Consider the following 13,526-nt stretch of genomic DNA (forward strand, 5'->3'; position numbering starts at 1 on the left):
CGAAGTTTGATCGACATTCTTGGGCTGGCGAGCCATTGCCAGACTCATCCATAAAATTACGGCCAGTTTGCCGATAAAGCCGACCCAGCCGACGACGGTCCATCCGCCGGCGTGGTAGCTGCTGAAGGTCAGCGAGATGTAGACCAAAAGGGCGACCGGAACACTGACCACGATCGAAGCCCATCCGAGCAGCGGTGAGAAGACCTCCGTGCGGACAATCGCGATACCGGTGGACAGCAGAAAAACGACGCCCAACGCCATGGCAGGGGCGAACATGATCCAGTTCAGGTCGAAGAGCAGTCGCACGACGGTGCCATCCCCGAAACCGCCTGGCTGACCTTCCATGAAGACCAGGGTGCCGAGCGGGATCACGCCCAAGACATAAACAGCGGCAAACGCTATTCCCGATCCGTACAGCAGGGAACCGAGTGCTCGATCGCCCGCAGCATCAATGCGGTCGCGTAGCGCGGCGACGAAAACAACGAACAAGGCGCCCGTGAAGGCGCCAAGCACCATGCCTGCCTGTATGCCGACCCGATGGGGATGCGCCCACTTCAATATGGCGGCGGGATCACTGTCGATCGCAGGGGGGTATGGGTACAGAAAAGTGGACAGCACCGATAAGACCACGAACGCGCCCCCCGACAAGGCGCCCACGCGCCGAAATGTCCGTTCGTTCATAGCCGCCCGCCCTCTCCAGACATTCCGATGACCTGCAAAAAGTGTCTCAGCATGAGTGTGAGGCTGGGGCACAGGGAAATCCACGCAGGCATCCAATGTACGGACGAATTTACGCAAACGGTGGAATGCCGTCGGCCAACGCGCGCGTCGAGCAGGATGGGGCTACAGCTGGGCGGCGGGCGACGCGCTGAAGCAGGACATCCGCGTCAACGCGTCCAGTTGTTCGAGATAGTGCTCAAGCGATTCGTGACGCAGCCGGGGCTGGACGTTGTCGCTCCGGCGCCCGCCAGCGCCTCCGCGGCACACACGGCCTGCTCGGGCGCGGCAAATGGGATCCAGGCTTCGGCGGCACTCACAACGATTTCGAAGCCCGCGCAAGGGAGGGCAAGCTGAGCAAGCCGGTCGCGTAAGGTCTCTGGCGGCATCGTGGACGGTAGCGCGGTTCGCGATGTCAACTTGGCTTGGCCCCGGCGTGATTCGAATTGGCCCCACGCCGCCAGCGCTTGGAAGACGGCTGCGTTCGACGACCGGGGGAAGAGCATGTCATGGGCGGGTTCAGCGACGTCGACGCCGTCACCGGTTGCCGTTTCACTCGGCTGGACATCGGTTGCCATGGCCTACTCGGTGCGGTATTTCGTTGTCCATTCTTGCAACAACGGGACGAGATCGTCGCGTCGCGCCGCGAGCGAGTGCTGCTGGTCGGCCAGCGCGATCGCCGCGACCACCGTGCCGCGTTGGACGATTGGTGCGGCGATTGCGGTCGTGTGCCGCATCTGGTGGTCCGAGGCCTGCATGGCGTAGCCCTGGGAGCGGATCGTTTGGCACTGCTCGAGCAATGCGACTGAAGCGTCGGTATTACCTCGGGTTATCAGCTCAACGGCTTCTTTCCGGTCGGATTCATGTAGATGTGCCAATAGGACCCGACCCGCGGCAGTCCGGTCCAGGGGGGCGCGCATTCCGGCTGCCAGTGCGTAGTCGAATGGTTCGTCGGTACCGGCCCAGTCGACGTACATCGCACTGAGGCCGACGCGCACCGCAATAAGTGTTGGCAGACCCACAGTTTGGCTGAGCGCAACCAGATCGTCGTGACGGATGTCGCGGATGGGCAGGCGGCGCGAGCGCAGTGAGAGCACGTATGGGGCCGGGCCGAGCACGAACCGGTGCTGATCCTCCTCGTCGAGGTAGCCCACCGCGGTTAGGCCGTTGACGAGCTTCTGAATCGACGACACCGGCGCCCGAAGCCGCACCGCCATTTCGGTCAGTGTGAGTCCTCGCTGGGTGGTCGCGACTGCTTCGAGGATGGCCACGATCCGGTCGACGGTGCGATGGCGAGCACGAACCATGACTGCTCACTCGATGGGGGCTGCGTGCTCGATGAAGAAGTCTGCGGGGGCCACGTCGAGGGCGTCGGCGATGTCCACGAGCCTCTCGTAGAGGATGCCGCGCTTTCCGTGTTCGACGTCGATGAGGACGTTTCGGGTGACGCCGGAGCGCAACGCCAATGCTTCCTGGGTCATGCCGCGTTGGAGGCGCAGTGCGCGGATGTTGCGTCCGACGGTGCCTCGCCAGTATTGCCACGTGGCGACACGCTCGGGGTTGTTCTGGCTGGGACGCGTCGGCACGCGTCCCAGTAATCCGTGCGAGCGTCCCAGCTGTCTGCCCTACTAGTAGTACATTGCTGGTGTGCGGGCCGTCCCTCCCGAATCCGTTCAGCGCTGGTCGCGGCCACGCGGCCGACCAGGGTGCTCGACGGGAAGCACGGCGGTCCGATCGAGGAGCAGTATCTTTCGGGCCTGGTCTTCCCTTGGGGTGGCAGGCCGCGGCCGGGCACAACGCCTCGCGCCCGTCTGGTGAGTTGGCAGCGGTGCGCACTCTGCCGGTTCGCGTTGCCCCGGTTTGCGGGGAGGCCCTCGACTCGTGGCTGGAGGCCTTGGCGGTACGGATGGCGGCCTGCTGGGGTGACGTCGTAGAGAGCGTCGGACTGATCTCCGCCGGCGCTGACAGCGCACGGGACTGTGTGGCGGGTTGGCTTCGCGGTCTCAGCGCAGCGCAGGTTCTGGCGGTGTCGACCGCCACCGGGATCAGTGCCGAGCAGGTGGCTTCGATGACGTTCCAGGGCGTGCTGAACCGGGCAGCAGGCAGTGGCGGTTTGCGCGGATCGTCGCTGGAGTCGTTGCTGTGGATGCGGGGGTGGCGTTGCCGGTTCTGCGCTGCGTGTTTGTCGGAGAACGGCGGGCGCTGGGCGCTGTGGTGGCGGCTGCGCTGGGCGTTTGCTTGCCCCCACCATCATTGCCTGCTGGTGGATGTATGTCCTATGTGTCATCGCTCCCAACGCGCAGAACCTCCGCCGAGCGGACTTATTCCGCTGCCCGGGGGCTGTACGAGGAAGCGTCTGGGTAGTCATGGTCGACACATCGCCCGCTGTGACGGTGAGCTCACGGCGGCGGATGGCCTGCCGCTGGGGCCCGACCATCCCGTCCTGGGCGCCCAGCGGGCGCTGCTGGAGGCGATGCAGTCCGGGTGGGCAGGGTTCGGCGTCTATCGCCGAGCGCCGATTCCGTTCTCGCAGTTGATCGCTGACATCGCCGCGGTGGGTGGCCGCATCCTGGGCTACGCGACCCGCGACGAACTGCGCGGGGTCCTCCCCGGCGACGTCGTCGATCAGTATCTCGACGATCGCGCTGCCACCGGCGCAGCGGGCGGGCGGGCGTCGCGTGTCACGGCCTCCGCAACCGCGTCAGCCGCGGCGGTCGCCGCCACGGCGGCGTGGTCGATCCTGTCCGCACTCACGGTCGTCGATGCAGGTGGGCGGCTGCGGTGGCTGGTCGCATCCAGCCGACGGCGTGGTGTGGCCGTGCGGGCCAGCACGCTCGGGTGGGGCCGCGGGATCAGCCCGGTACTGGCCGCCGTGCAATTAGCGGCGCTGGAGCCCTTCATGGCGCCTATCGACCAGCTTCGCCACCGCACCACCGGCGCTTACCCGACGTCGACAGGCGACGAGGCGCGCGCGGGATGTCTTCCCGCGCTGGTGTGGCCACGCTGGAGTCTGCCGCTGCGCTGTCCGGGGGTGGGGCACCGCGAGTTGCGGGCGGCGCTATCGGTGGCGATAGCGCTGGTGGGAACCCGCGCTCCCCTCGCTGAGGTGGTCGGTGCGCTCGGTTCGGTCGCGACGGTGCGTCGTGCGTTGCGGGTGCTGCAGCACCTGCACGCCTCACCACGGTGGGCGCAAACCCGATCCGACATCACCGCGTGGGCCGCCTACCTGGACGCGGCCCCGCCGCCGATCGACTACCGGCGACGCCGGACGCTGCCATGCACCGACCTGTTGCCCGTCGAGGTGTGGCGGGATCTGTGCTTGTCGGTGGGTGTTGGCCCGGGACGGGCAGTCCGACTGCAACTGATGCGGTGTTGGCTTCACGAGCGTTTGACCACCCTGCCGGCAGAGAGCTGCTCGTGGGCAGTCGACTCCGCGGATTTTCGCGGCAAGCTGGCGGCTTTGCCGCTGTGGCTGACTGCTGAGTTGGTCGCAGCGCTGGATGACTATGCCCGAGAGTTTCTTGCTGACAACGGTATTCGCAGCGAGCCGGTTGTGGCGGGTCCCCCTGGTGTGGTGAGTGGTGGACGTCTTGCAGGTGACGATGGCGGCGGAGTTGATGTCGATGCGCTGCACCGGTGGATCGGCCGTCATCAGCCCCGTAGCTTCGCCGCTGTGGCAGCTCACTTCGGAGTAGATACCGATGCCGTGCGATATCTGCTGGAGGAAGCGCCGACGCCGTCAGCTGTGGTGGACACCGGCGGGTCATCCGGTGGTTCCGTGGCGTCTGCGAGCCGCCGGCTGTCACCAGAGCAGTTCGATTACCTCTATAACGAGTGCCGGTGGGGTCTGGCGACGATCGCCGCCGAGGCCGGGGTCTCCCGGCAGGCGCTCACCCAACTGGCCCAGAGGTACGGGATAGCCGTCCGACGGGCCGGCCGGCCGATCGGCGGCGCCATGTCTAGGACTTCGGCGGGCCGGACCCGTGGACAGTTCGCCGAGGGTGAGGGCTGATCGAAGTTATTGGCCTGTGTTGTTCAGCCGGCGTTCGACCGTTTCAACGGCGGCCACCTCATGGCCGAACGTGGAGTGCTCACTGCCGCAGTCTGCCTCGGGTGTCGATTTCGCTGACTGCATCACCTCGTGCAGAATCCTGCCCTGAACCTGACCACCGTGGCAGAGCAACTCGGCGCCACACGTCGATGACGTTCGCAACACTCTCGCGGCGCGACCTGCACCACACGTTCTCAATGAGCTTCAGATGCAGCCGCGTGGTCCAGCTTTCGCTCGACTGAAAGCCCAATTGACCCGCTCGGGTTTGTCGACCTCTACGTGCGCCAATGTGCCGATTTGGCTGAGATCGGCGCGCGCGCAGGGACATCACGACAAACCGCCCGCAGACTTGCAAACCACCACAACATTCCGGTGCGAGCTGCGGGGTGATCCCGTTAGCGTTCGGCGACATCCTCTTCCTGTGCGTCGCGGAGGTCACGGGCCATCGAGCGCCTGGTGGCCTGTGCGAGTTCCTCGCCAAAGCTGGTCAGCGTCATCGAATGGTGGCGTGACACGGCGCGCTCGACGAGGGTGTGCCCCAAATCGGCTTCGAGGCGACCGATCTGCGCGCTCAACCGCTCTTTGCGGCATCCGAGTGCCTGGGCGGCGCGTGTGAAGTTGGCATAGCTGGCGATGACGGCGAAACGCTGGATGCGCACCCATGCGGCCGTCGTCTGCATCCCTGCTGGAACGTCTCCCGGTTCAGTGAAGAGTGCCTCGACGAGGCGGATCACACGCGGGTCGAGCGGAGGGCGCCGCTTCCAATGATGAACCGGGATTCCGAATTTTCGGGCCCACGTCCCGATGGTCGAGTCAGAAACGCCGATTTCGTCGGCCATCTCACCAAGCGTTCGGAGCTCGACGACGTGGCGTTGGTGGAGCCAATCCGCGGTGATCAATTCTGCTAGCGGTTGGCGACGATGGTGGATTCCGTACTCGATGGCGAGGTGGGAAATCACCCGAGCCAAATAGCCTAAGGACAGGGGAAGCTCGAGGCGGGCGGCGATCTGCGTGAAGGTTAACCCTCGATGTTCGTGGAGGTCGCGCAGCTTCTGTTCGGGCAGCAATGCCCGCACGCGTTCGTGGGCGCCGATTCGGCGGCGTCCTTTGATCCGTTTCGGTGACCGGGTTCGGATGGCGCCGCTAGGAATGGGGTGGTGTTCGAGCTGGTAGCGGACCTTCCACACGGATGCGTCGAGTCTGTGGGCAAGGGCAGTCACAGTGAGGCCGGCGTCGAGGAGTTTGTGGATTGAGTTCGGCTCGATCGTCTCCGGCGGCCTCCCAGGCAGATTCAGACCATCGAGGAGAGTCAGCGGCGGTACCCAGGTCAGGGGCTCACCCGAGACTCCCCGTTTCCGTAGATAGTCGGCGCTGACTGCATTGAGTGCGCGGGCCAGCTGGGGTGTCAGGGTTGTCCTCATCCGGTCGGTGCACACTCCCCGGCAGGGCAAAGCCTGCTGCGTATTGGGCACCGGGGCGCCGCTGAGCTGTTCGATGAGCCACAGTCGCGCCGCGGCCGCGCTCGTCGGCGATGTGCGGAGACCCTCTTCGGCGACCAGGTGTGTCCACTGTTGCTCGGAGAGCAGGTGATCGTAGTTCAGGGTGCGGCGACGCTGGTAGTCGATCGGCGGTTTGTGTGCCTGCAGGTGTTCGTGCAGCCTGAGCAGCGCGGTGATGATCCCCTCCCAATTCGGATGGGCGCGAAAGTTGTTGGCTGCTTGGGCGATGCGCTGAGCGTCGACGGTGGAATGCAGGTGTCGTTCTAGTTCGGGTGTCGACATGACGCAGCCGATCGTGAGGAGCAGCCGTGACATCACTTGCCGGGCGGTGCCCCACGGCAAGTCTTCGGTGTCGAGCCGGAACGCCCACTCGGGCCAGAACAGCGTGGGCACCGCGTGCAGCATTGCGTGTTTGGTTGCAAACCGCCGAGTGTCGGGCAGCCGCGGCAGATGTGTAACCGTCCGGTAGCGCAACTGCTCGATCACCGTGAAGTCCGCGGCCCTGGCCTTGAGATCCACGGCGGTCACCGCCGTGCTGTGGGTCAGTCCCGAGACTCGGGACCGATATCGAATCTCCCTGGCCGGTGCGGAGGACGTGGCTGCCCGGAAGGCTCGAGCGGCATCATCGGGCGAGGGCTGCATCAGCACGGTCAGGGCTGCGGCCACTCCGGTGCCGACCCATGCCGCCGGCGCGGCGAGCGCTACCCGCGTCGCGCTCGCCACGTCCTGGTTCTTGTCGTAGGTTTGAGCTGTGTTCGCCTGCGCGTGCAGGCGTCGGCGCCACAGGCCGATCTCGTGATCGGTCGCGCGGCCCCCGAATAGTTCGATCAGGTCAGTGAGGTTGGGTGCTCTGACTATCCAGTTCCCCAGCACGCGCACATCGATGAGCAGCTGCTCCGCTGTCACCGGCGCTACGCGGTAGACGCCGGCATCGACTTTCTCCTCGGCGAGCAGCTCGGTGAGCGTCTGCTGCATGGTTAGCACAGGATGTCCCGGTCGTAGCTTATCGGGGTGAGCTCGCGACAGCCGCGCTGTGCACCGGCGATTATGCGGCTCCCCCTTGACCAGCCGGGAGCAGCGGTCCGGATGTGGATACAGCCGGCGGCTTAACCAGTCCGTGGCGAGCTGCAGCTGAGCGCACTGCGGGCACGAATCGACGAGAAAGCAGCGATGTTCGATGCAGGTCGCGATCCACGGCAGGAACCATTCGAGCATACGGCGGCCCGGTGCAGCCTTCATGCACAAGGGGCAGAACCGCTGCCGGTACGCCAAGCCCCACGGAGTCCGTGCCCGGCCTGTGCGAGCGTCGGTCGTCATCATCGGGCTGGCGTAATGGCCCATCAAGGTCATCGCGTCGAGATCAGCGGCGTCGACTTCCGTGGCGGCCGAGATACTCTCCCGCTCTTCGTCGGTCAGGCCTGTGGTCAACACCGCTCCGCGGTGGGTGCTGGCGATCCCGTCCGCACCAACCGGGAGCACGGCGTCGAGGACCTCGCCCCAGGTGGCGTTCATGCGGGTGGCATATGCGGCCAACCACGACTCCAACGCTTCGCCGGGCATGGGCTCGACCCGCACGGGCAGTGTCCGTCTCACCGAGCGCGGCTCGATTCCGGTCCCGGCGCCCAGGGCCTCACGAGGGCCGCGGGCGCGGCCTACGCGATCGTGGCGTCAGTAACTCCCGCTGAGCATGTCGGATCTTGACCTGCATCTCGGGGCGTTGCTGCTCGGAGGCCGCGTCGGTGCGGACCCTGTCGAGCAGATCCTGATCGATACCTTCGACGCCGGTGCGGACCGCGCGTTGGCAGGCACGATTGATCAAGGTGGTCAGCGGGCCGATGCGGCCCGAACTTCGTTCGAACAGGTAGTTCGACAGATCGACCAGCATCCCCCGGTGCTTGCGTGCCAGTACGACGCGCTTCTCGATGGCCAGCAACAGTTGGCGCCATTCACGGCGATACTCGGGGGCGTCGATCGTGAATTCGCGCAGCCTCAATGGTGTGATGCGTCGTCCGCTTTGGCCGAGTATGCCGTCGGCATAGGTGCCGTCGCTGTAGAGGCCGCGTTGTCGCAGCCCGATACCGATGAAGATGATGGTGACGGGGAATTCGTTGCTGATGTATTTGAACTGGTTGCTGATCTCAACGCTCGTGGTCCGCTGTTTGAGGAAGTGCAGTTCGTCGACGATGAGCAGCTTCGTTTCGCACGACAGCACGCAGTCCAGTGCCCGGTCGGCGAAGTCCACGGCGGTGCCGCGCTTGATTCCTGCGTGGTTGTAAAACCCGAGCATCGCTCTGTTGAAGTCCTTAATGCCGGTGTTGCCCGACATACCGACGCGGCAGACCGGCCATCGTTCGTTGCCGTCTCCGGTCAGGCGGCCATGCTGCGCAATCTGGTCGTTGTGGTAGCCGTACGCGAAATCCAGTGTTGCGAAGGTCTTCCCGATCCCGGCGCTGCCTTCGATGGCGATCGCGCCCTTGGCTTTGTCACCGTCCTGCTGGTTGCTGGCCACGATGTCGGTGAGATCCTCGCGCAGTTCGAGCAGCTGCGAGGTGTTGATGGTGGGCAGGTTCGCATGCCAGAGGTTGCGCTGCTCGTTGTACCCGCGGCGAGCATCAGTGCTGAGCGCTGCGAGCTGTCTGATTGTCAACAGTTCCGGCTGTTCTCGCTTCGGTGCCTCTGCCTTGGCTTGGAACCCTTCCTTGCGAGACAGTGTGAGGTTGTCCAAAGTCACCTTGGGCGCGCCCACTGGGTCTTGGTTCTCTGAATTGCGGCAGCGCAGTCGCGGGTCTTGCGAACTACGCTGCCGCTGCGATGGTTTCGCGACTGATGTGGTCATGACTCTTCGAACGCATCCGCGTAGTAGGTGTCGTCGTCCATGTCGTCGACGCTTTCGGCCTTGTCATCGCTGTAGCCGTCGAGATCGTCCTGTGTTTCGGTACTGTCCGATTCCCCTGCCGCTGGTGGCGATTTCTCGGCGGTGGCGGCGAGTAACTCGGCGATGAATGCGCGGGCCTGCGGCTCGTCGTCGGTGGCGAGGTCCCCGAGAAGGCTCGCCCGTTCCCGGGCCACCCGAAGCGCGATGCGTCGCTCGGCGGCACTCATACCCAATCCCAGATACCATTGCTCCAACATCGCCGCCAGCGCGGCGTCGGGCTCCGTGGAGGTGCCGCGAGCGGCGGCGAGCCGGCGGGCGTACCTGGCTGCATCCTCGCTCATGGGCAGTTCTGCGGCCGGAGCCTTCGTCCAGAGCAGGGTGTGCCACGTGCGGATGTCGGGGCGGCGAAAGAACACGCGCGTGATGTCGTCGGGGTTGACGTGCAGATGCCAGCGGCGCTGCGTCTGTCCGAGATAGTCGCTGTCAGTTTCCCGGAACCCGTTCAGGCCTGGACCGTTGTACCTGCGTCTGTCGATATCCACCCCGTAGTGATGGATCTGGCGTTTGACCGGTCGCAGAAACTCGAAGGCGAGGTCGGGATCGCGCGGTGCTTCGATGTAGCCGGCACGTTCCACGCCGTGCTCGAACATCTGCGCCGGAGAGAGGCGGTGCGTCGGCACGCTGGGGTCGAACAGGCTGTCGTGGGGACGGTGGTGATACACCGCCGCGATCCATTGCCGGATCAGCTGTTCGATCTCATCGAGGAAGAAGAACGCATCGGATTCCGGCGCGACACCACGCGAATACACATCGGGTCCTTTGTATCCCGGCAGGTGCTGGAGTAGATCCAGCCGCAGAGTCAAGAAGAAGCGCTCAAGGATTCCTTTGTCCTGCCCTTGTCTGAGCCGGGCCGGCTGAATGGAGATGCCCATCCGCTGGCACACGCTGTTGATGTGTTGGCATTTGAACGGTCGGCCGTGGTCGACCACGATCGTTTCCGGCACGATCGCCGGGTTGGCGACACCGGCCTGACGGCCCGCCAACGCGTCTGCGTCAGGGAAGACGACCCGGGGGATGCCGTGTTCGGGCCACACGGCATGCTCGGGCCAGTACTCGGGCGCCGGGAGGGGCCGAAACGCCTGAAATAGAGTTGCGGCGACGTCGAGTGACTTCGTTGTCGGTGTGACGCGAAGCCCGACGACGCATCGGGTGTAGGCGTCCATCGCGACCGTAGCCTCAACGGATACCCACCGCAGTGTGACCGGGTCCAACGCGAACACGTCGAGGCAGTTGGTGTCCATCACCACATATTCACCGGGCCGAGAGGGGATCAGCTGCCCGTACTCTCGATCCACCCTGGCGGCGACATCGCGATTGCGTTCCCGGCTCCCGTCAAAGGTTGGTACGCGGCGGTTGATCTGCTCGAGTCGCTTGTAGGCGGTCGTCCTCGGTGGGATGGGTACGACACCGGGTCCATAGACCAAGGCCAACCGCGCACGGGTTTGCATCAAAATGCTTTTCCTGTTCGGCCGCGACATCGCCGCGTTCTCCATCATGATCTCGGTGGCCGTGTCCAGCCACCGCTGATCAGTGCGCCCCATCGGATTGCTGCACATCGTTGCGGCGATCCCCGCCTCGCCGTGCTCGAGGTAGGCAGCCACCCACCGCCGGACCGTGCGGTGTGAGCGGCCGACCTCGCGCGCCTTGGCGAGGTAGCGCTGACCCAAGGGCAACTCCGGGGCATACTCATTTCGCGGCTCACCCGGCGCGGCGGTATCGGCAGACCCGGATTTGTAGCCGGTCAGCACCTCCCTTACATGGTCTGCCTTCTGCGTGACCTCCCGCAGTTGGCTGCTGCTGAGATTGGACAGCACCACGCCGGCGACTTCGAGGTCGTCGTCGCTGCGCGGGCCGTCGTCGGTGGTGACGATCGAAGCGCGCCCCGAAGCCAGCAGCTCACGCAGCGACAACCGGTAGCGACGTGCACCGCCGCGGTCGGCGACGATGACTTCGTTGCCACGACTTGTCGGGAGCATCTCAACGACGGTGACGGTTTCGCCGTCGTAGGCGAAAGTGGTACCGACACCGACCGGCACTGCGGCGCGGGCACGCCGAGCACTCGGCGCCTGATTGGTCAGGCCATCGTCCGAACCATCGTGTGCGGCGAGAGTCTGCGCGTCAAATCAACACGAAACTCTTGCCGCCACAGGAGATGCATCAGGGCCGGCAATGCTGTCGGCCTGGGAAGCGTTGTACGCGAGCTGATCTCCCCTATGGTTAATTCAGGAACCCTCTTCGCGACCTGCCTCACCTCAGCCAGGGCTTCCGGCTTAAACAACCAGGGCCGCCGATAGCCGGCAAGGAAACGGATGGTGCTGTACTCGACTCGTGGTGGCTCGCTGGCGACCTCGTAGATCCACCCCCGGGACTCCACGATCTGGCGCGTCTGCTCCACAACTCGCGCAAATTCGGGTCTCTCCAACTTGCTTGCGCGCGTCACGTCGATTACATGCACACCGGCCTCGGTAAGCACGAGATAGTCTGGGACCCGACGAATGCGCTCTTTGCCGATGGTGGCAGTGAGCCGAAATGGCTGACTTACGATCCGCTTTGCCGCCACGTCGAAGTCGGCCATCACCAGCCGGGTCAACTCCAAACGCGACTCGTATCCGACCAACCGGGCTTCAGTGGCGCACCAGTAGAGCCCTGAATAGTTCTTCTGACCGAGATACCAGGGGAAAGTCCGCCATGGCCGGCCTTCGGCTACGGCGTTGGGGTCCAGGTCGTTCCACGCCACTACCTTGACCTGGCCATCGGATCTCTTAAAGCACACCTCAGCAGAACCCGCGCCACTCTTGGCATTTACCTTCATAGGCCGCGCCTTCGTCACACTCACACCGGCATCTGCGATGGTCGATGTGAGAGGCGGCATCAGTAAATCCCTGGACCACAATCTTTACCGAAGTGAACCTCGATCGAGACCAACATCCGTGGGTGTCCGGTGCTCGCCATCGTTGTCAAACTCACTTGCGAGGTTCCATACATTCACGGAAGCAATAGATTTCATGTGGCTGTTCAATGCACCGGGCCGGGAAATCACACCCCGACTTGCGCTGGGACCGTAGCGGATCACAACGTGGCAAAGACAGCGCCAATGGCCACAGGGGCGCGACCACAGCTCAGAACGAAAACGTCGCCGCCTCGGGGCCGATGGTTACCAGTGCCAGTTCGCCGCCGCCCTCAACTCCGTTTCAGCAATTCCCATTTCCATGTCATAAATGACATCAAGATGACATCTGGAATGGGAATATGACACTCAAAATGGGAACCTACAAGGAGCCGTCCTACCTCGCCATATTCGTGAACCGCGACAAGTGCAGCTGATGGGCAACGGTGACCGTCTTGGTCGGACCGTTGCGGTGCTTGCCGAGGATGAGGTCGGCCTCGCCCCCGCGCGGGTCATCTCGCTCGAACGCGTCCGGCCGATGTAAAAGGATCACCACGTCGGCATCTTGTTCCAAAGAATTATGCAAATTGATGCCATTTGCGACGAAATTGTGTGTGCCGCTCACTGTTCCGTCGTACACGCCGTGCTCGCCGATACTGCTGATTTCTTCGATCTTGTGCCAAAGTACGTCGCTCGTCGCAAGCGGGTGGATGCGCGGGTCCTTGGCAAGTACCTCTTCCACCCCACCTGCCCTCTCCCCGTGAACGCCGATGTCGCGCAGAAACTTTCTCTGATTCTCAGCTCCGTCGATGGATAGCTGCCAGCAATCGCGGTAATTCGCCTTTCGAACTCTACTGATCCGGCTGGTAACACCGAGACGCAGCAGTAATTGTGCAATGTCATCAACCAGCCGCCGGCTCGTCGATGCATGGTAAATCCTTGCCCGACCAGCCACTCGCTCCCATCGGACCGAGCCGTCCGTCGCCCAGAGATGCCGCAGGAAGAGCGCCACCTGATCGTTGGGGAGCGCGAAAACCTCCCGTGGCACGAACTTTTCGTGGCTGCGCGGTCCGAACAACCCCAGATCGTCGAGCCGTGCCACGATCGGCACCCCGAATCGCGCGGCCGGCACCGCGGCCAAATTGGCCTCATCGACCCTCGCGCAGCGGGTCGGCTGTCGCTTCACGCGTGAGCCGCCGCCGATCATGTGCGCCAGCAGAATCACCTCTGAATCAGCGGTCCTCTGGGTATCAAGAGGTTCGGGCACCCATCGTGGCACCGCAACGCGATCGCCAACCCCCAGGCGCTCGAGCGGAACCCAGCCGTCGATCGTCATGAACGGATGATTGCCCGTCGCCTCCACTTCGCGCCCCGAGGCCAGCCGAACTCGGAACACCTCCTTGCGTCCGCTCGGGAACACGTTGGTCATCGGCCGCG

At 64.3% G+C, this 13,526-nt stretch carries 9 protein-coding genes; 1 reads left to right on the plus strand and 8 read right to left on the minus strand.

All coding sequences use genetic code 11. The features are described 5' to 3' along the window. The 3 genes from VKI00_RS15235 to VKI00_RS15245 form a co-directional block, all read right to left on the minus strand. On the minus strand, positions 1 to 681 hold a 681-nt coding region (locus tag VKI00_RS15235; RefSeq protein ID WP_324438724.1), incomplete at its 3' end, for a hypothetical protein. A 617-nt stretch (positions 682 to 1,298) separates the two neighbouring features. After that, on the minus strand, positions 1,299 to 2,024 hold the full coding sequence (locus tag VKI00_RS15240) for an IclR family transcriptional regulator (RefSeq protein ID WP_324438726.1): 726 nt from the start codon (positions 2,022 to 2,024) through the stop codon (positions 1,299 to 1,301). A gap of 6 nt (positions 2,025 to 2,030) precedes the next feature. Continuing rightward, the gene (locus tag VKI00_RS15245) at positions 2,031 to 2,303 is read right to left on the minus strand and encodes a helix-turn-helix transcriptional regulator (RefSeq protein ID WP_324438728.1); all 273 of its coding nucleotides are present in this window, start codon (positions 2,301 to 2,303) and stop codon (positions 2,031 to 2,033) included. Positions 2,304 to 2,545: 242 nt separating this feature from the next. Here VKI00_RS15245 and VKI00_RS15250 point away from each other — a divergent pair, with 242 nt between their 5' ends. Continuing rightward, complete coding sequence (locus tag VKI00_RS15250; RefSeq protein WP_324438730.1) at positions 2,546 to 4,729, plus strand: TniQ family protein; 2,184 nt, start codon at positions 2,546 to 2,548, stop codon at positions 4,727 to 4,729. A 434-nt stretch (positions 4,730 to 5,163) separates the two neighbouring features. On the opposite strand, the gene VKI00_RS15255 is transcribed toward VKI00_RS15250, so the two are convergent. The 5 genes from VKI00_RS15255 to VKI00_RS15275 all read right to left on the minus strand — a co-directional run. After that, the gene (locus VKI00_RS15255; protein WP_324438731.1) at positions 5,164 to 7,842 is read right to left on the minus strand and encodes a TniQ family protein; all 2,679 of its coding nucleotides are present in this window, start codon (positions 7,840 to 7,842) and stop codon (positions 5,164 to 5,166) included. Between the two features lie 55 nt (positions 7,843 to 7,897). Next, a complete protein-coding gene (locus VKI00_RS15260) occupies positions 7,898 to 9,013 on the minus strand; it encodes an AAA family ATPase (protein ID WP_324438733.1) in 1,116 nt (371 codons plus the stop codon). Between the two features lie 86 nt (positions 9,014 to 9,099). Further along, positions 9,100 to 11,238: a transposase gene (locus VKI00_RS15265; protein WP_324438735.1), complete on the minus strand. Its 2,139-nt coding sequence runs from the start codon at positions 11,236 to 11,238 to the stop codon at positions 9,100 to 9,102. Between the two features lie 38 nt (positions 11,239 to 11,276). After that, positions 11,277 to 12,074: a TnsA-like heteromeric transposase endonuclease subunit gene (locus VKI00_RS15270; protein WP_324438737.1), complete on the minus strand. Its 798-nt coding sequence runs from the start codon at positions 12,072 to 12,074 to the stop codon at positions 11,277 to 11,279. A 412-nt stretch (positions 12,075 to 12,486) separates the two neighbouring features. Then, positions 12,487 to 13,526 (minus strand): LAGLIDADG family homing endonuclease (locus tag VKI00_RS15275; protein ID WP_324438739.1); only part of this gene is annotated, 1,040 nt, incomplete at its 5' end.

Source organism: Mycobacterium sp. (assembly GCF_035314665.1).
Lineage (GTDB): Bacteria > Actinomycetota > Actinomycetes > Mycobacteriales > Mycobacteriaceae > Mycobacterium.

Coding starts and splice junctions, on each gene's coding strand:
- VKI00_RS15270 (WP_324438737.1), bottom strand. CDS start 12,074: ATGCCGCCTCTCACATCGACCATCGCAGATGCCGGTGTGAGTGTGACG.
- VKI00_RS15240 (WP_324438726.1), bottom strand. CDS start 2,024: ATGGTTCGTGCTCGCCATCGCACCGTCGACCGGATCGTGGCCATCCTC.